This is a genomic window from Herbaspirillum sp., assembly GCF_017744395.1.
Taxonomy (GTDB): domain Bacteria; phylum Pseudomonadota; class Gammaproteobacteria; order Burkholderiales; family Burkholderiaceae_D; genus Herbaspirillum.
Genome location: NZ_JAGIBI010000001.1, coordinates 184681 through 202418 on the forward strand (window position 1 = coordinate 184681; position 17738 = coordinate 202418).

Below are 17738 nucleotides of genomic sequence, written 5' to 3' on the forward strand. Positions count from 1 at the left end.
TTTTCCGGGAAGGGATGGGCAAGCTCAGCCGCCCAGATACGCCTCCACCACCTTCGGATTGCCCAGCAGGTTGGCGCCGGTATCTTGCAGCACGATCTTGCCGGTCTCCAGCACGTAGCCGCGTTGGGCGATGCGCAGCGCCTGGCGCACGTTCTGTTCCACCAGCAGCACCGTCATGCCGGTCTTGTTGATCTCCTGCACGATGCGGAAGATTTCCTGGATGATCAGCGGGGCCAGGCCCATCGACGGTTCGTCCAGCAGCAGGACCTTGGGCTTGGCCATCAGCGCGCGGCCGATCGCCAGCATCTGCTGCTCGCCGCCGGAGAGGTTGCCGGCCAGGCCGGCGGCGCGGTTCTTCAGCACCGGGAACAGCGAATACACCCACTCCAGGTCGCGCGCCACGCCGTCCTTGTCCTTGCGGGTATAGGCGCCCAGCGCGAGGTTTTCCTCGACCGTCAGCGTGGTCAAGGTGGCACGGCCTTCTGCCACCTGCACCACGCCGGATTCGACGATCTTGTGCGGCGACATCTGTACGAGGTCTTCGCCCTCGTTTTTTTCTCCTCTGTACAGCACGCGGCCGCGTTGTGCCTTCACCAGGCCGGAGATGGCCAGCAGCGAGGTGCTCTTGCCGGCGCCGTTGGCGCCGACCAGGGCGGTGATCTCGCCTTCGTTCAAGGTCAGGCTGATGCCCTTGACCGCCTCGATATGTCCGTAGGCGACGGCCAGGTCTTCCACCTGCAGGATGGGTTGTTGGGATCCTGTCTGGCTCATGCTTCTTCCTTGCCGAGGTAGGCCTCGATCACTTCCTGGTTGTTCTTGATCTGGTCCGGCGTGCCTTCGGCGATGATCTTGCCGAAGTTGAGCACGGCGATGCGCTCGCACAGGCCCATCACGAAGCGCATGTCGTGCTCGATCATGAAGATCGTGAAGCCGCGCTCTTTGATGTTGACGATCTCGGCCATCAGTTCGGTCTTTTCCGCCGGGTTCATGCCGGCCACCGGTTCGTCCAGCAACAGCAGCTTGGGGCGGGTCGCCAGCGCGCGGGCGAATTCCAGCTTGCGCTGCTCGCCGTAGGAGAGGCTGTCGGCCAGCATGTGCGCCTTGTGGTCCAGCTTGACCCACGACAGCAGTTCCAGCGCGCGCTCGCGCGCTTCCTTCTCCGCCTTGCGGAAACCGCCCAGGTTGAACAGCATGCCGGCCACGCCGTAGTTCAGGTGTTCGTGCATGCCGACCACCACGTTTTCCAGCAGCGTCATTTCCTTGAACACGCGGATGTTCTGGAAGGTGCGCGCGATGCCGCGTTCGGTGATCTTGTGCGGGGCGACCTCGCCGATGTCCTCGCCGTTGAAGCCGATGCTGCCGGAGGAGGCGCGCAACAGGCCGGTGATGAGGTTGAAGACGGTGGTCTTGCCGGCGCCGTTGGGGCCGATCAGGCCGAAGATCTCGCCTTCGCGGACATTGAAGTCGACGCCTTGCAGCACCTGCAGGCCGCCGAAGTTCTTGCTGATCTGCTTGAGTTCTAAGAGCATTACTTCACCTTCTTGTCAGCGGCGTTGCGGCCCAGCAGCGCGCGGATGCGGCGCGGGTCCCAGATGCCCTTGGGCAGGTACAGCACCACCAGGATCAGGATCAGGCCGTTGATGGCCAGGCGGAAGTCCTTGAAGTGGCGCAGCACTTCGGGCAGCAGCGACAGGATGGTCGAGCCGATCATCGGGCCGATCAGGTTGCTGGTGCCGCCGAAGACCGCCATGGTCAGGATGTCGACCGCGTTCTCGAAGCCGTAGTTGTTGGGGCCGATGGTGAAGGTGTAGTGCGCGTTCAGGCCGCCGGCCACGCCGGCAATGGCCGCGCCGATGACGAAGGCCAGCAGCTTGTAGCCGGCCACGTTCACGCCCATCAGGCGCGCCGCCACCTCGTCTTCCTTGATCGCCTCGAAGGCGCGGCCGGTCTTGGAACGGCGCAGGCGCGCCAGGCAATAGATGGTCACGCCCAGCAGCAGCACGATATGCCACCACTCGGTCAGCGGCGGCACGCCGTTCAGGCCCATCGGGCCGCCGGTGATCTCCAGGTTGAGCACGATCACGCGCACCACTTCGCCGAAGCCCAGCGTCGCCATCGCGAGGTAGACGCCGGAGAGACGCAGGGTCGGAATGCCGATCACCAATGCCACCAGCGAAGGCAGTACGCCGCCGGCCGCCAGCGCGACAGGGAAGGGCAGCTCGAACTGCATCGTCAGCAGCGACGCGGTGTAGGCGCCGATGCCCATGAAGGCGGCGTTGGCCAGCGACAGCAGGCCGCACGACAGCGTCACGTAGATCGACAGGGCCAGCATGGCGTTGACGCCGATGCTGAAAATGACTGTGTTGTAGGTGGCCCAGAAGCCATCCCACCATTCCATAAAGCTCATGGTCTTATGCCTTTCTTTCCAGCACTTTGCCAAACATGCCGGACGGCTTGACCAGCAGGATCAGGAACAGGAGGCCGAAGGCCACCGCGTCGCGGAAGTCGCTCGAGATATAGGCCACCGTCAGCACCTCGGCGAAACCGAGGAACAGGCCGCCGATCATCGCGCCGCGGATGTCGCCCATGCCGCCCAGGATGATCACGGCGATGCCCTTGTGCAGCATCGGCTGGCCCATGAAGGGCGAGATCGCGTTGAACGACACGCCCACCAGCACGCCGGCGGCGCCGCCCAGCGCGGCGGCCGCGAACGAGGTCAGCAGGAACAGGCCTTCGACGTTGATGCCCAGCAGGTAGGCCGCCTTGGGCGACTCGGCGATGGCGCGCAGCGCGCGGCCGAGCTGCGTCTTGCGCATCACTGCCAGCAGTACCACCATCAGCACGAAGGCGATCACCACGATGGCGACTTGTACGGCGGTGATATGCAGGCTGCCCAGGCTGACGCTTTCCTCGGGGATGGTGCCGACCGGGAAGCGCTTGTTCTCGGCGCCGAACAGGCCTTGCGAGATGTTGGTGATCATGATGGCCACGCCGATGGTGGCGATCATCGGAATCAGGTGCGGCGCATTGCGTTTGCGCAAGGGCTTCAGGACCAGCACGTCGATCACCAGGCCGAGCAGGCCGGTGGCTACCATGGCCAGGATCAGCGCCAGCCACAGCGGCAGCGCCATCTGCTCGACCAGCAGCAGGGCGGCGTAGCTGCCCAGCATGAAGATCGCGCCGTGCGAAAGGTTGATCACGCCCAGCACGCCGAAGACCAGCGTGAAGCCGAGTGCGAAGAGCGCATACACGCTGCCCAGCGAGAGGGCATTGATGAGCTGTTGTTCTAACATAGAGCCTGCGATAGGTAATGGGAGGGTGTTCTTCACCGCGCCTGTCTCATCGGGAGCGGTGGCGACGTATCCCTCGTTACGTCGGAAGTGCGGCCCTCGCTTGTCGCCGGGCCTGTCTGGTTTCCGCTTTGTCTGGTTTGGCCGGATTGGCGGCCGGCGCTCCCAGGCGCGTCGGTCGTTACGCGCATGGCCGGCACCGGGCCGGCCATGCGGTACTGCACCTCAGGAGAGCTTCGCTGCTATTACTGAATTGCCTTACTTCAGCAGGACGAACTTGCCGCCCTTGGCGATGTTGACGATCGCTTCCTGGTCGGCGTCGAAGCCGACTTGCTTGCCGGCCACGGCCGGAGCGGGACGGAAGGCGAACTTGCCGGTCGCGCCGTCGATCTTCACCGATGGCAGCGCCTTGCGCACGGCGTCGCGGTCGTTGGCCAGGTTGCCGGTCAGCTTCACGTTCTTCAGCGCATCGGCCATGATGTACAGGGCGTCATACGCTTGCGCTGCGAACTGGTCGGGATCGGAGCCGAACTTGGCCTTGTAGGCCGCGATGAAGGCCTTGTTGGCCGGGGTCAGGTTTTCCGACGACCAGGGGCTGCCCATCAGGGTGTTGTCGCCGGCGTCCTTGGCGATCTCGAACAGCTTCGGCGAGTTCAGGCCGTTGCCGCCGATGAACGGCTGCTTCATGCCCAGCGCGCGGGTCTGCAGGATGATGTTGGCGGCTTCCTCGGCCAGGCAGGAGCACACGATGGCGTCCGGGTTGCCGGCCTTGATCTTGGTCAGCTGCGCCTTGAAGTCGACGTCGCCCTTGGCATAGGCCTCGGTGGTGGTGGTCGGGATCTTCTGCTGTTCCAGCGTGGCCTTGAAGACGTCGTAGCCGGACTTGGTGAAGGCGTCGTCGTTACCGTAGATCACGGCGACCTTCTTGATGCCGAAGTGCTTCACGGCGGCCTTGACGGTGACCGGCAGCACGTCGGCTTCCATCACGGAGTTGCGGAAGGTGAACGGGCCCATCGCGGTGATGCCGTCAGCGGTGTTGCTGGTGCCGAACGCCACGACCTTGGCGGCGTTGGCGATCGGGTCGGCGGCGAAGGCCGAGTTGGACAGGGTGGGGCCGAACACCGCCAGCACCTTGTCCTGGAAAATCAGTTTCTTGAAGACGTTGATGGCTTCTTCTTTCTTGCCCTGTTCGTCTTCGATGACCAGCGCCAGCTTGTTGCCGTTGACGCCGCCACGGGCGTTGACTTCCTCGGCGGCCAGCGTGAAGCCGTTCTTGATGGCCACGCCATACTTGGCGGCCGGGCCGGTCAGCGCTTCGGCGACGCCCAGCTTGATGTCGGCGGCCATGACGCCTTGCGACAGGGTGGCGCCCAGCAGCAGCGCGGGAATGGTCTTGAGCATGGTATTGATTTGCATCGAGTTCTCTCCTCAGTTAGATATTGTAGAAACCGGCTGTCGTCTCCCGTGCAGCCCGGCGCGGGTTCCTACAGCGATTCCTTCATCGAGGATGATGCAAAAGGCGCCCGGGATAACGGGACTTGTGCTCCATCCTCTGAAGACCGTTTTGCGGCCTCTTTCGATACAGCCGGGCACAGCATATCCCAAAATACGCGCGCCGGCTTTTACAACCCGCACCGATGGGCCCGGGTAGGGCACATCGATACGGCATGCGAATGACCGCTCCCTGAGGAACGGCGGGTGGTGCTTACTTCACTTACTTCAATTCGTTGCGGATATGCGCGATGGCCGCGCGCACCTGCTTGGGCGCGGTGCCGCCGATGTGGTCGCGGGCGGCGACCGAACCTTCCAGCGTCAGTACCTCGAAGACATCCTCGCCGACCAGCGGCGAGAAGGCGCGCAGTTCGTCCAGCGACAGGTCGGCCAGGTCGCAGCCCTTGTCCACGCAGGTACGCACCGCATGCGCGACGGCTTCGTGGGCGTCGCGGAAGGGCAGGCCCTTCTTGACCAGGTAGTCAGCCAGGTCGGTGGCGGTGGCGTAGCCCTGCAGCGCGGCGGCGCGCATGGCTTCCGGCTTGACGTTGATGCCGCGCGCCATGTCGGCGAAGATGCGCAGCGTGTCGGTCAGGGTGTCGACGGTGTCGAACAGCGGTTCCTTGTCTTCCTGGTTGTCCTTGTTGTAGGCCAGCGGCTGGCCCTTCATCAGGGTCAGCAGCGAAACCAGGTTGCCGTTGACGCGGCCGGTCTTGCCGCGCGCCAGTTCCGGCACATCCGGGTTCTTCTTCTGCGGCATGATCGAGGAGCCGGTGCAGAAGCGGTCGGCGATGTCGATGAAGCCCACGCGCGGGCTCATCCAGATCACCAGTTCTTCCGACATGCGCGAGATGTGGGTCATCACCAGCGCGGCGGCCGCGCAGAATTCGATGGCGAAGTCGCGGTCGGATACGGCGTCCAGCGAGTTGCGGCAGACGTCGTCGAAGCCCAGGGTCTTGGCCACGCGCAGGCGGTCGATCGGGAAGGTGGTGCCGGCGAGAGCCGCGGCGCCCAGCGGCAGGCGGTTGATGCGCTTGCGGGCGTCGGCCATGCGCTCGGCGTCGCGGCCGAACATCTCGACGTAGGCCAGCACGTGGTGGCCGAAGGTGATCGGCTGCGCCACCTGCATGTGGGTGAAGCCCGGCAGGATGGTGTCGGCGTGCTGCTCGGCCAGGTCCAGCAGGGACAGGCGCAGTTCGCGCAGCAGGCCGATGATGTCGTCGACCGCGCCGCGCATGTACAGGCGGATGTCGGTGGCGACCTGGTCGTTGCGCGAGCGGCCGGTGTGCAGGCGCTTGCCGGCGTCGCCGACCAGTTCGGTCAGGCGTTTTTCGATGTTCAGGTGGACGTCTTCCAGGTCCAGCAGCCATTCGAACTTGCCGGCGTCGATTTCGCCCTTGATCTGCGCCATGCCGCGCTGGATGTCAGCGTAGTCGGCGGCGCTGATGATGCCCTGGTGGGCCAGCATTTCGGCATGGGCCAGCGAGCCCTGGATGTCGACCTGGGCCAGGCGGTTGTCGAAGAACACCGATGCGGTATAGCGCTTGACGAGATCGGAGACGGGTTCAGAAAAGCGAGCCGACCAGGCTTCGCCTTTTTTCGCAAATTGGTCTGTCATATTGGGAATTCCGGAGAATGGGCGATTATAGCAAGCGCGGCAGCGTCAAGCCACGTCGCGGCGGCCGGAAATGCTGTACAAGGCGGCTTTTTCCGTCTTTGCGACAACGGATTCCCATGCACTGGTGACGCGCCGGATAATATTTCCCGCCGGTATCGCCGGGGAATGCTGCCTTGCAGCGGATAAAGGCGGGGGAACCGGGCCGCCCCAACCGCTATACTGCAGATCGCAGCAAGATTGGGAAGATGTTCGGGGGGACGTCTTGGATCCTGAACGGCTTTCATCTGATGGAATACAGGAGAAATGCTCATGGATCTGGACGCCCTGTTTCAGCAGCAAGCCGCATTGCCCGGTATTCCCAGGGTGGCGCAGGAAGTCATCGAAAGCTTCAACAAGGATTCCGTCTCGATCGAGGCGATCGGCAAGAAGCTGGCGGCCGACCAGGTGCTTAGCGCCAGAATCCTGCGCCTGGCCAATTCCTCCTATTACCATGTCTCGCGCACCATCGGCACCGTCGAGGATGCGCTGTTGATCCTGGGATTCATGACCGTGCGCTCGCTGGTGGTCAGCGCCAGCATGACGGATTGTTTCAAGGCGCTGCCGGGCGTGGATCTGAAGCGCTTCTGGCGCTACAGCCTGGATACCGCCATCGTCGCCAGATGGCTGGCCAGGCGGGCCGGGGCCAATACCGATTTCGCCTTCACCGTCGGCCTGATGCACGCCATTGGCCAGTTGGTGATGCATGCCGGCATGCCGCAGCAGGCGCTGCAGGTGGACAAGGTCGCCGGTCCGCTGGACGCGTGCCGGCTGGAGGTGGAGCTGCAGTCCTTCGGCTACGATTTTTCCGATGTCGGGGCCGAGCTGGCCAGGCGCTGGCGCTTTCCGGACGCGTTCTCGCAGGTCATCAAGTCCTTTCCCCGGCCGCTGCAGGGCGAATTCGACCTGTATGCCGCCATCGTGCACCTGGCCGCCTGGCGCGCACGCGCCGAAGAGAACCGGTATTCGGCCGATGAGCTGGCGCTGACTTTTCCGGCCGAGGTGGCCGGGCGACTGGGGCTGAAGCTGGAAACCTTCACCGTGGAAATGCCGCCGCTGGCGGAACTGGGCGAGGGCATGCAGGAACTGATCGGCTGACCGGCGGGACCGGGAACAGGTTCTTGAACCGGTTCATGAAAAAGGAAATGCCGGCACGCGTTGGCGCGCCGGCATTTTTGTTTGGATGGGCGGGGGCGTCCCGGATACGGCCTCAGTTGCCTCCCCGGTTGAGCTTGGCTTCGAGGAAGTTCAGCATCGAACGGTAAGCCATCGCGCGGGCATCCGGGTTGGCGCCGCTGGTCACGCCCGAGCCGGGCTTGCCGATGCCGCTGATGTCCATGCGCACATGCACCGGCAGGCCGGGCGCGTCGAAGTCGTGGTAGGTGTCCGGATACAGGCGCAGGGCGATTTCTGTGTCGCTGCCTTCCATTTTCTTTTCCATCGCTTCGCAAGCCTGCGGCGGCGTCCAGTCGTCGTTCTCGCCCATCAGCACCAGCAGCGGCGCGGCCGGCTTGAACGGCGTGCCGGGCTTGGCATAGGGCTGGCAGTTCGGATAGAACGCGATGGCGGCGCGCGGCTGCACCTTGCGCACGGCGACGTCGGTGTCGGCCAGGTTCATCGCGGCCAGCACCGTGCTGGCGCCTTGCGACCAGCCCAGCAACGCCAGGCGCGACATGTCGATATCGGGTTGGGTGGCGGCCCAGCGCAGCGCCGCTTGCACGTCGTGGCGCCGGTTCATGACGCTGGCCTCGCGCTGGGCGACGCTGTCCTGGCAATTGGAGCGCCGGCCGCGCGGCGTGAAGCTGTCCGGGAACAGCACGTTGTAGCCGGCATCGGTGAGCGCGCGCGCCATGGCCAGGTGGCGCGGCGTGAATTCGCCCTTGCCGTTGCGCACCGTGCTGTACAGCCCGCCGCAGCCATGCAGGGCGATGACAGTCGGGTACTTGCCTTTCTTGTCGGTGGACAGCGATTTGCGCGCCTTGATCCACACGCCGTATAGCGCGGTGGCTTTGCCGCCCTTGTCGTCGATGCTGGTCAGCGAGACGCGTTCGGCCACCAGCGGCGCCGGCGGCGCGGAATTGGGCGCGGCGTGGACGAGTTTGGGCGCGGCCGCGAAAAAGAGAGCGCCGACGCAAAACGAGACAAGAGATGTTCCCCGGATACGCATGTTGTGTGATTCCCCGTGTCGATACCCGCGCCGCCGTTCTCGGCTTGTCTCCACGTACCGTCGATGCTGGTGTCCCGATAAGGTCCAGCATCCCGGCGGCGGCAGCTGCGGTTGAAGCCCTGATGAGGCTTCATTTTACAAAAATTGGAGGGCGCTGCTGGGTGCGTGGACGGTTTTTGCGGTGCAAAAACTGATCCAGCGCATGAAAACAACCCGCTTGTACGGCCGGCGCAACATAGTTGCCTGTCCGTCAAATGCAACCCTGGCCAGATGTTATCGGCAAGGAAACCCGATTCTTGAGACGGAGCGTTTCATTTTTTGCCGGGCAGGCGGTGGCGGGGACGGGGAAGGCGGGAAGGGATGCGGCATGGCCATCCATGGGACAGCCATGCCGCGGGGACTGCGGATAAGGCTCAGCCGGTGTTGCGCAAGCCGGCGGCGACGCCGTTGATGGTCAGGTGGATGCCGCGCTGCACGCGTTCTTCCGGCGCCCGGCCGGCGGCGACGGTGGTGCGGTAGCGCTTGATCAGCTCGACCTGCAGGTGGTTCAGCGGATCGAGATAGGCGAAGCGGTTCTTGATCGAGCGCGCCAGGAGCGGGTTGGCGGTCAGGCGTTCCTTGCTGCCGGTGATGGTGCCGAGGACGGTGCTGGTGCGTCCGTGCTCATCGGCGATGCGCCCGAAGATCGCGTTGCGCAGCTTGCGGTCGGCCACCAGGCCGGCGTAGCGCGACGCTACGGCGAGGTCGGTCTTGGACAGCACCATGTCCATGTTCGACAGCAGGGCGGCGAAGAACGGCCATTCCTTGCACATCGCGCGCAGCGTGGCCTGGCGTTTGGCGGTTTCCTTGGCGTTGCCGGCATCGGCCAGCCAGCCCGAGACCGCGCTGCCGAAACCGTACCAGCCCGGCAGCAGCAGGCGGCACTGGCCCCAGGAGAAGCCCCAGGGGATCGCACGCAGGTCTTCGATGCGCTGGGTCGCCTTGCGCGAGGCCGGGCGCGAGCCGATGTTCAGCTGCGCGATCTCGGCGATCGGGGTGGCGGCGAAGAAGTAGTCGGTGAAGCCGGGGGTTTCATAGACCAGGTTGCGGTAGGCGCGATAGGCGCGTTCCGACAGCTCTTCCATCACGCGTTCGAACTCGGCCAGCTTGCGGGTTTCCCTGGCGTCGGTAGTCTGCGGCATCAGGCTGGCTTCCAGCGTGGCCGCGACCAGCAGTTCCAGGTTGCGGCGGCCGATTTCCGGGTTGGAGAACTTGGAGGCGATGATCTCGCCTTGCTCGGTCAGGCGGATCTGGCCGTTCACGGTGCCGGTCGGCTGCGCCAGGATGGCCTGGTAGCTGGGGCCGCCGCCGCGGCCGACGGTGCCGCCGCGGCCATGGAACAGGCGCAGCTTGACGCCGGCTTCGTTGAACAGTTCGACCAGCTGGATCTCGGCCTTGTACAGCTCCCAGTTGGAGGTCAGGAAGCCGCCGTCCTTGTTGGAGTCGGAATAGCCCAGCATCACTTCCTGCAGCTTGCCCTGCTTGGCGATGAGCGGCTTGACCTGCGGCAGCGTCAGCCAGCCGCGCATGATCTCGGCCGCGCAGCGCAGGTCGGGGATGGTCTCGAACAGCGGGATCACCATCAGCTCCAGTTCCTTCAACTGGTTGCCTTCGATATGCAGGAGGCCGGTTTCCTTTTGCAGCAGCAGCACTTCCAGCAGGTCGGACAGGGTCTCGGTGTGCGAGATGATGTAGTTGCGGATGGCGCGCTCGCCATAGCGGCGGCGGATTTCGCGCGCGGTGCGCAGGATGGCCAGCTCGGAATTGGTTTCGTCGGCGTATTCCAGGTAGGGCGAATACAGCAGGCGCGGCTTGCTCAGCTCGCCCAGCAGCAGCGCCACCTTGCGCTCTTCGGTCAGGGCGGCGTAGCCGCTTTCGACCTGGGCCTTGGCGAACAGCTCGGCCAGCACGCGCTCGTGGATGTCGGAGCTCTGGCGCATGTCCAGCGTGGCCAGGTGGAAACCGAAGATTTCCACTGCGCGCTTCAAGCCGGCCAGGCGCGGCTTGACCAGCGCGGCGCCGTGGTTGGCCTGCAGCGAGGCGACCAGCACGTCCAGTTCGGCCACGCATTCGGCCGGTGCGCCGTAAGGGGCGGCGGCGCCGACTTCCTGGCGCAGGATGTTGGCCGCGCCCAGCGCGCGGGCGGTCGCCGCCAGGCGCGCGTAGATGCCGATCAGCGCGCGGCGGTAAGGCTCGTCGGCGCGGTGGTCGGAATGGTCGGGCGAGGCGGACGCCAGCGCCAGCAGTTCCGGGCTGGCATCGACCATCAGGGTCGAGATCGACAGCTCGGCGCCCAGCGTGTGCACTTCTTCCAGGTAGTAGTCGAAGATGGTGGTGGACTGGCGTTCCAGCGCATGCTGCATGGTGCCGGCATTGACGTTGGGGTTACCGTCGCGGTCGCCGCCGATCCAGCTGCCCATCTGCAGGTAGGGCGGCAGCTCGGCGCCGGCGCGCGATTTTGTGCGCGACGGGAACTGGCTGTCGATCTCGCTTTCGATGTCGTCGTACAGCGCCGGCAATTCGCGCAGGAAGGTGATGCGGTAGTAGGACAGGGCGTTTTCGATCTCGTCGGCCACCGTCAGCTTGGTATAGCGCAGCATGCGCGTCTGCCACAGCGTGGCGATGCGCGCGCGCAGCAGTTCGGTGTTGTGGCGCAGTTCCTTGGGCGTGAGCGGATTGTCGCGTTCGGCCACCAGGCGCGCGATCTCGCGCTCGGCGTCGAGGATGCTCTTGCGCTGCACTTCGGTGGGGTGGGCGGTCAACACCGGCGACACCAGCGCATCCTTGAGGAAGGAGCGCACCTGCGCGCCGGAGACGCCGGCGTCATCCAGGCGCGACAGCGCGTAGGCCACGCTGCCGGGCTGCGCGGCCGAGCCGGCCAGCAGGTGCGCGCGGCGGCGGCGGTTGTGGTGCTGGTCTTCGGCGATGTTGGCCAGGTGCGAGAAGTACGAGAAGGCGCGCACCACGGAATTGGTCTGGTCGCGGGTGAGTTTCTTCAACAGCTTGTCGAGTTCGGCGCCTGCCTTGGCATCGGATTCGCGGCGGAATCGCACGGCGGTCTGGCGGATGGTTTCGACCACGTCGAACACTTCGTCGCCTTCCTGTTCGCGCAACACTTCGCCCAGGAGGCGGCCGAGCAGGCGGATGTCCTCTTTCAATGGCGCGTCTTTGTCGGTGCTGCGGGTGGTTTTGGTGGCGGCGGTATTGCCGGAGCGAGCGGTGGATGGGGCGGAACGGGCACTGCGTTTAGTCTGGTTATTTGTAGTTGCCATGATCGACGATTGCTGCGGTTTTCAAGGGAGAAAGTCGTGCTTGTGGATCGAACTGCCGGGGTGCTGCGTGCTACTAGGTGCTAGAATTTGCCTCGATATTTTTTGTCTTTATCTAATTAGGTTTCAGTCTGGGATCGCCGGTCGCCGGCTTGTTGTCCTTCCTCCGCCGCAGGTGCCACGACTGGATCGGAAAGCCCGCCTTGAAAGAATTCCCGCCTTCGAACATCGTCATCGTGTCCCGTGAAAGCCGCCTTGCCATGTGGCAAGCGGAACACGTGCGCGACCGGATCAAAGCATTATATCCGCAGTGCAGCATAAGTATCCTCGGCACCACCACGCGCGGCGACCAGATTTTGGATCGCACGCTGTCCAAGGTCGGCGGCAAGGGCCTGTTCGTCAAGGAACTGGAAGTGGCGATGGCCGAAGGGCGCGCCGATCTCGCGGTGCATTGCCTCAAGGATATGCCGATGGAGCTGCCCGAAGGCTTCGAGCTGGCGGCCATCTTGGAGCGCGAAGATCCGCGCGACGCCTTCGTCTCCAACGACTTCGCCTCGCTGGACGCGCTGCCGGCCGGCGCCGTCGTCGGCACCAGCAGCTTGCGCCGCCAGGCCATGATCGCCGCGCGCTATCCGCAACTGGTGGTCAAGCCGTTGCGTGGCAACCTCGACACGCGCCTGGCCAAACTCGACCGCGGCGACTATGCCGCCATCATCCTGGCCGTGGCCGGCCTGAATCGCCTCGGCCTGAAGCAGCGCATCCGCGCCTATCTCGATCCCGGGCAAAGCCTGCCGTCGCCGGGGCAGGGCACGCTGGCCATCGAAATCCCGGCCGGCCGCGACGACGTCAGGCGCTTCCTGGCGCCGCTGCATGACGCCACCGCCGCCGTGGCCTCGGCCGCCGAGCGCTCGGTGTCGCGCATCTTCGGCGCCAGCTGCCAGATTCCGCTGTCGGCATACGCGACTGTCGACGGCCAACGCCTGCGCCTGCGCGCCATGATCGCCACGCCCGACGGCAGCCGCAGCGCCGCGGCCGAGGCCGAGGGCTCCGTCAACGCTCCCGAGGCGCTGGGCGAGCAGGTCGCCGGCTTGCTCAAGGCGCAGGATGCCGATGCGATCCTGGCGGCCTGCAAGGCGCAGGTCGATGCCGATCCGTCCTGAGGCATCCGCTGCCGCGCCGGTCGTCGTCACGCGGCCGCTGCAGCAGGCGACGGCCTTCGCCGCCCAGGTCGAGGCGCTGGGGCGCCGGGTTGAAATCTTTCCCTTGCTTGCCATCGAGCCGGTCGAAGACGCTGCCGAACTGCGGGCCGTGCTGGACCGGCTGGAGGCGTTCGCGCTGGCGGTCTTCGTCAGCCCCAACGCCATCGACGCGGCGTTGCGCCTGCGTCCGCAGTGGCCGCGGCAAGTGGCCATCGGCATCGTCGGCGAGGGCAGCCGCGCCGCCTTGCGCGCGCACGGCATCGATGAGCGCAGCGCCACCATCTTTTGCCCGCAGCACACCGGCAAGATGGATTCCGAAGAATTGCTCAAGGCGCTGCCGTTGGCGCAACTGCGCGGCCGGCGCGCTTTGATCGTGCGCGGCCAGGCCGGGCGCGACTTCCTCAGCGAGGCGTTGCGGCAGCAGGGCGTGGCGGTCGAATACGTCACCGCCTATCGCCGCCTCATGCCCACGCTGGATGCGGATCGGCGCGCCCGCTTGCTGGCGCTGGCCGACGGCGGCGCCGACTGGGTCATCACCAGTTCCGAGGCATTGCGCAATTTGCTGGAGTTGGCAAGACTAGCCGGAGGAGAGGATCGTGTGGTAAAACTGCAACGACAGAGAATATTCGTTTCGCACCACAGGATCGCGCAAACCGCCCAGTCGCTGGGCTTTTGCAGCGTGACCCTGACCGGTTCGGGCGACGAACGACTACTTGCCGCGTTACAATCCAGCCCATGAACGAACAGCAATCCACCCCCGAGTCCAATCTGCCGGAGACCAAGCCGGAGGCGAGTTACACCAGCCCTGCGAGCGCTCCCTATTTTTCATCCGCGCCGGACGGCACCGCGGCATTGCGCAAGAAGATGCGCTTGCTGAGCGTGCTGCTGTTGCTGGTCATCGCCGCATTGGCCGCCCAGTGGTGGATGTCGCACAACGAGCTGCGCAGCTTGCGCAACGAAGTCGCGCAACGCCTGCAAAGCGGCGACAACACCAATAACGAAGTCAAGGGCGTGCTCAAGACCGTCCAGGAAAGCACCAAGGAACTGCAGGCCAAGGTCAGCGTGCTCGACAGCAAGCAGGCCGAGTCGCAAAGCCAGCAACTGGCCCTGGAGCAGATGTACCAGGACCTCTCCAAGAACCGCGACGACTGGGCGCTCTCCGAGATCGAGGAAGTGCTGTCCACCGCCGACCAGCAGCTGGAGCTGGCCGGCAACGTGCAGGGCGCGCTGATCGCCCTGCAGAATGCCGACAAGAACCTGTCGCGTTCCGACAAGCCGCAATTCATCGCCATCCGCCGCGCCATCGCGCGCGACATCGACCGCCTGAAGGCGCTGCCGACGGTGGACATCGCCGGCATCGCCGTGCGCCTGGACAGCGCCATCGGCCAGGTCGACAACATGCCGCTGCTGGTGGACGAGAAGCCGGTCGAATCGGCGACCGAACCCAAGCGTGTGCAGCCGCAATCGCAACCGGTCAAGGCCGCCAACGGCAAGGCAGCCAAGGACGGCAAGCCGGCCGATGCCGCCGCCGAGCCGTCGGCGTGGTCGCAGTGGCTGGCCGGCGCGCAAGACAAATGGCAGAGCATGAGCACCGAGATGTGGGCCGAGCTGAAGCAGCTGGTGCGCATCCGCGAAGTGCAGACGCCGGACGCGATCCTGCTGTCGCCGGGCCAGGCCTACTTCGTGCGCGAGAACCTGAAGCTGCGCCTGCTCAACGCGCGCCTGGCGCTGCTCTCGCGCAACGAGTTCGCCTTCCGCAACGACCTGTCGGCCGCGCAGGACAACATCGCCAAGTATTTCGACACCCGCGCCAAGCAGGTGCAGACCACGCAGGCGCTGCTCAAGCAGGTGCAGGGCAGCAACCTGTCGATCCAGATGCCTTCGTTGGCCGAGAGCCTGAATGCAGTGCGCAACTACAAAGCCCGTCACTGAGCGGATGACGGGATAGCGATATGAAAATACTGCTCTGGCTTCTTACTCTGTTCGCGTCCGCCATCGGCCTGGCCGTGCTGGCGCGCTTCAATCCCGGCAACGTGGTGCTGTTCTACCCGCCGTACCGCCTGGATCTTTCGCTGAACTTCTTCATCTTCCTGGTGCTGGCGCTGTTCCTGGCGATCTACGTGGTCATCCGCGCCGTGCGCCTGACCCAGAAATTGCCCGGCCGCGTGATCGCCTATCGCCGCGCCAAGCGCGAGAACGAAAGCAACAAGGCCCTGCGCGATGCATTGAAGGCTTACTTCGAAGGCCGCTTCGGCCAGGCCGAGAAGTCCGCCACCCGCGCTGCCGACCTGCCTGAGAACGCCGGCATTTCGGCCCTGATCGGCGCACGCGCCGCGCACCGTATGCGCCAGGCCGACCGCCGCGATATCTGGCTGGCCAGCACTGAGGTCGATCCCACGCTCAAGGCCGCGCGCCTGATGACCGCGCTGGAACTGCAGGTCGACGAACACCAGTTCAAGCAGGCGCTGGAAACCGTGGAAGAGCTCAACGCCAACGGCACGCGCCACATCCAGGCGCTGCAATGGGCGCTCAAGGCCAACCAGCAAGCCAAGAACTGGAGCGAAGTGCTGCGCCTGGTGCAGACGCTGGACAAGCGCAATGCGCTGCATCCGGCGCTATCCAACCGCCTGCGCGAGATGTCCTACGACGCCTTGCTGTCGGACCGTTCGCACGATGCCGAATCGATCCGCCTGCTGTGGTCGGGCGTGCCCAATACCGACAAGCTCAAGCCTTTCATCGCCGCGCGCGCGGCCCATGCCTTCTCCAGCCGCGGCTTGCATGACGAGGCGCGCACCTTGCTGGAACGCGCCCTGGCCGCCGACTGGGATATCCGCCTGCTGCGCGCCTACCGCGAGTCGACCGCCGAAGCCGGTTCCCCGGCCTTGCTGGCGCAGATCGAGCATTGCGAGGCCTGGCTGGCCAAGAACCCGACCGATGCCGAACTGGCGCTGACGCTGGGCATGTTCTGCCTGCGCCAGAAGCTGTGGGGCAAGGCGCAGCGCCACCTGGAACAGGCCTTGTCGGACGCCATTGAGCCGCGCACCGTGCGCGAATCGCACCTGGCGCTGGCGCAGTTGCACGAGGCGCTGGACCAGTCCGAGCAGGCGGCGGCGCATTACAAGCAATGCGCGTTGGCGACGGCGATCCGCTGATCCGGGATTGCCGGCTGAAAACAAAGGCGGAAGCGGCTGCGGCCCTTCCGCCTTTTTCTTTGGCGCCGGGCGCCGTCATGCTGGCGTAAGTTCCGGCTTGCATAGTGTGCGCATGTGCGCTGGCGGCGGCTTGCAGCCATGCTTCCGGCCGGATTGCGCGGTTTTTCCTGTTGGATTGGGCCGGAATTCGGGCAGAAAGCCGCTATAATTGCCGTTTTCTGCGTATTCCGGCGGTGTATGCGCCAATCCAGAAGCTAGCTTCCGTTTTCTTTCCCCTTTAGCGAGAAATCCCCATGAGCCTGAACAACGTCCCCTCCGGCCGCGACCTGCCGAATGACTTCAACGTGATCATCGAGATCCCGATGAACGCCGATCCGATCAAGTACGAAGTGGACAAGGACACCGGCGCGATCTTCGTCGACCGTTTCATGGGCACTGCCATGCACTATCCGTGCAACTACGGCTACATTCCCCAGACCCTGTCGCAAGACGGCGACCCGGTCGACGTGCTGGTGATCACCCCGTTCCCGCTGATCCCGGGCGTGGTGGTGCGCTGCCGCCCGATCGGCGTGCTGAAGATGACCGACGAATCCGGCGTCGACGCCAAGCTGCTGGCCGTGCCGGTCGACAAGATCCTGCCGATCTACACCCACTGGCAAAAGCCGGAAGACATGAACGAACTGCGCCTGAACCAGATCAAGCACTTCTTCGAACACTACAAGGACCTGGAAAAGGGCAAGTGGGTCAAGGTCGAGGGCTGGGAAGGCCCGGACGCGGCCCGCGCCGAAATCCTGGCTGGCGTGGAAGCCTACAAGAAGGCGGCCAAGTAAGTCGCTGCCAACCGTTGCAAAAAGAAGCCGGCCTCGTGCCGGCTTTTTTGTTGCGCGATGACTTCGGACGGTAGTTTGCCGGGGCCCCTAGCTTGCGTGCGGGGAGCCGCTGTGCCTGGCAGCCGCCTCCAGGGCTTGCAGCAGCATGGACAGGTGTTCATCGAGGCTTGCCAGCGCATCGGCAGGCAGCGCGGAAAGCACAAGGCGCTCGTTCTCGACATGCCCCTCGACGGCGCGATTGATCAGTGCCAGCCCTTTGCGGGTGAGTTGCACGAGCATGCTGCGGGCGTCCTGCTCGTTGGGGACGCGCTCGACCAGCTCCCGGGTTTCCAGCCGCTTGAGCCGATGGGTCATCGTTCCCGAAGTCACCATCAATGCCGAGAACAGTTCGGTCGGACTCAGGCGATACGGTGCGCCGGCGCGCCGCAGCGTGGCCAGCATGTCGAATTCCCAAAGATTCAGGTCGAACGGGGCGAATCCGGATTCCAGGCGCTGCTCCAGAAGCATCGCGCATCGCTTGATGCGTCCGATCGGCCCCATGGGGCTGGCGTCGAGATCGGGACGCTCTACCCGCCACTGTTCGAGGATGGCATCCACAGCATCGCGCTGCCGTTGGCTGGATTGATGTTTCATTTGTCTTGACTTCA

The 17738-nt window shown here is 64.9% G+C and carries 15 protein-coding genes; 6 read left to right on the forward strand and 9 right to left on the reverse strand.

The annotated features are described in order from the left end of the window. Positions 1–24: 24 nt before the first annotated feature. The 6 genes from J7548_RS00830 to argH form a co-directional block, all read right to left on the reverse strand. A complete protein-coding gene (locus tag J7548_RS00830; protein ID WP_290969053.1) occupies positions 25–771 on the reverse strand; it encodes an ABC transporter ATP-binding protein in 747 nt (248 codons plus the stop codon). Then, on the reverse strand, positions 768–1529 hold the full coding sequence (locus tag J7548_RS00835; RefSeq protein WP_290969058.1) for an ABC transporter ATP-binding protein: 762 nt from the start codon (positions 1527–1529) through the stop codon (positions 768–770). Before J7548_RS00835 ends, J7548_RS00830 begins: the two co-directional genes overlap by 4 nt. Further along, positions 1529–2407, reverse strand: a complete 879-nt coding sequence (locus J7548_RS00840) for a branched-chain amino acid ABC transporter permease (RefSeq protein WP_290969061.1) — start codon at positions 2405–2407, stop codon at positions 1529–1531. Before J7548_RS00840 ends, J7548_RS00835 begins: the two co-directional genes overlap by 1 nt. A 4-nt stretch (positions 2408–2411) precedes the next feature. After that, a complete protein-coding gene (locus J7548_RS00845; protein WP_290969063.1) occupies positions 2412–3293 on the reverse strand; it encodes a branched-chain amino acid ABC transporter permease in 882 nt (293 codons plus the stop codon). Positions 3294–3548: 255 nt separating this feature from the next. Beyond that, complete coding sequence (locus J7548_RS00850; RefSeq protein ID WP_290969066.1) at positions 3549–4706, reverse strand: ABC transporter substrate-binding protein; 1158 nt, start codon at positions 4704–4706, stop codon at positions 3549–3551. A 298-nt stretch (positions 4707–5004) separates the two neighbouring features. Then, the gene (gene argH, locus J7548_RS00855) at positions 5005–6399 is read right to left on the reverse strand and encodes an argininosuccinate lyase (protein ID WP_290969069.1); all 1395 of its coding nucleotides are present in this window, start codon (positions 6397–6399) and stop codon (positions 5005–5007) included. 309 nt (positions 6400–6708) lie between these two features. Here argH and J7548_RS00860 point away from each other — a divergent pair, with 309 nt between their 5' ends. Continuing rightward, the gene (locus tag J7548_RS00860) at positions 6709–7533 is read left to right on the forward strand and encodes an HDOD domain-containing protein (protein WP_290969072.1); all 825 of its coding nucleotides are present in this window, start codon (positions 6709–6711) and stop codon (positions 7531–7533) included. Between the two features lie 112 nt (positions 7534–7645). Here the strand turns inward: J7548_RS00860 and J7548_RS00865 are convergent, their stop codons facing one another. Both J7548_RS00865 and ppc read right to left on the reverse strand, forming a co-directional pair. Then, positions 7646–8602, reverse strand: coding sequence for a dienelactone hydrolase family protein (locus tag J7548_RS00865; protein WP_290969074.1), 957 nt, complete (start codon positions 8600–8602; stop codon positions 7646–7648). Between the two features lie 413 nt (positions 8603–9015). Next, positions 9016–11913 (reverse strand): phosphoenolpyruvate carboxylase, encoded by a 2898-nt coding sequence (ppc, locus tag J7548_RS00870; RefSeq protein ID WP_290969076.1) that lies wholly within the window; start codon positions 11911–11913, stop codon positions 9016–9018. Positions 11914–12113: 200 nt separating this feature from the next. On the opposite strand from ppc, the gene hemC reads away from it, so the two are divergent. From hemC to ppa, 5 genes are all read left to right on the forward strand, one after another. Continuing rightward, positions 12114–13070 (forward strand): hydroxymethylbilane synthase, encoded by a 957-nt coding sequence (hemC, locus tag J7548_RS00875; RefSeq protein WP_290969079.1) that lies wholly within the window; start codon positions 12114–12116, stop codon positions 13068–13070. After that, positions 13054–13848, forward strand: a complete 795-nt coding sequence (locus J7548_RS00880) for a uroporphyrinogen-III synthase (RefSeq protein WP_290969083.1) — start codon at positions 13054–13056, stop codon at positions 13846–13848. Before hemC ends, J7548_RS00880 begins: the two co-directional genes overlap by 17 nt. Beyond that, positions 13845–15041, forward strand: a complete 1197-nt coding sequence (locus J7548_RS00885; RefSeq protein ID WP_290969086.1) for a uroporphyrinogen-III C-methyltransferase — start codon at positions 13845–13847, stop codon at positions 15039–15041. The genes J7548_RS00880 and J7548_RS00885 overlap by 4 nt, the downstream gene beginning before the upstream one ends. Before the next feature lie 20 nt (positions 15042–15061). Next, positions 15062–16261 (forward strand): heme biosynthesis protein HemY, encoded by a 1200-nt coding sequence (locus J7548_RS00890; RefSeq protein ID WP_290969089.1) that lies wholly within the window; start codon positions 15062–15064, stop codon positions 16259–16261. Between the two features lie 293 nt (positions 16262–16554). Next, entirely contained in the window at positions 16555–17091 is a 537-nt protein-coding gene (gene ppa / locus J7548_RS00895) for an inorganic diphosphatase (protein ID WP_290969092.1), read from the forward strand. An 87-nt stretch (positions 17092–17178) separates the two neighbouring features. Here ppa and J7548_RS00900 read toward each other — a convergent pair whose 3' ends face one another. Beyond that, positions 17179–17724 (reverse strand): MarR family transcriptional regulator, encoded by a 546-nt coding sequence (locus J7548_RS00900; protein ID WP_290969095.1) that lies wholly within the window; start codon positions 17722–17724, stop codon positions 17179–17181. Positions 17725–17738 lie beyond the last annotated feature (14 nt).

Excerpts from the sequence above, each read along its gene's own strand:
- J7548_RS00830 (WP_290969053.1), bottom strand. The coding sequence starts at position 771 with ATGAGCCAGACAGGATCCCAACAACCCATCCTGCAGGTGGAAGACCTG.
- J7548_RS00835 (WP_290969058.1), bottom strand. The coding sequence starts at position 1,529 with ATGCTCTTAGAACTCAAGCAGATCAGCAAGAACTTCGGCGGCCTGCAG.
- J7548_RS00840 (WP_290969061.1), bottom strand. The coding sequence starts at position 2,407 with ATGAGCTTTATGGAATGGTGGGATGGCTTCTGGGCCACCTACAACACA.
- J7548_RS00845 (WP_290969063.1), bottom strand. The coding sequence starts at position 3,293 with ATGTTAGAACAACAGCTCATCAATGCCCTCTCGCTGGGCAGCGTGTAT.
- J7548_RS00850 (WP_290969066.1), bottom strand. The coding sequence starts at position 4,706 with ATGCAAATCAATACCATGCTCAAGACCATTCCCGCGCTGCTGCTGGGC.
- argH (WP_290969069.1), bottom strand. The coding sequence starts at position 6,399 with ATGACAGACCAATTTGCGAAAAAAGGCGAAGCCTGGTCGGCTCGCTTT.
- J7548_RS00860 (WP_290969072.1), top strand. The coding sequence starts at position 6,709 with ATGGATCTGGACGCCCTGTTTCAGCAGCAAGCCGCATTGCCCGGTATT.
- J7548_RS00865 (WP_290969074.1), bottom strand. The coding sequence starts at position 8,602 with ATGCGTATCCGGGGAACATCTCTTGTCTCGTTTTGCGTCGGCGCTCTC.
- ppc (WP_290969076.1), bottom strand. The coding sequence starts at position 11,913 with ATGGCAACTACAAATAACCAGACTAAACGCAGTGCCCGTTCCGCCCCA.
- J7548_RS00880 (WP_290969083.1), top strand. The coding sequence starts at position 13,054 with ATGCCGATCCGTCCTGAGGCATCCGCTGCCGCGCCGGTCGTCGTCACG.
- J7548_RS00885 (WP_290969086.1), top strand. The coding sequence starts at position 13,845 with ATGAACGAACAGCAATCCACCCCCGAGTCCAATCTGCCGGAGACCAAG.
- J7548_RS00890 (WP_290969089.1), top strand. The coding sequence starts at position 15,062 with ATGAAAATACTGCTCTGGCTTCTTACTCTGTTCGCGTCCGCCATCGGC.
- ppa (WP_290969092.1), top strand. The coding sequence starts at position 16,555 with ATGAGCCTGAACAACGTCCCCTCCGGCCGCGACCTGCCGAATGACTTC.
- J7548_RS00900 (WP_290969095.1), bottom strand. The coding sequence starts at position 17,724 with ATGAAACATCAATCCAGCCAACGGCAGCGCGATGCTGTGGATGCCATC.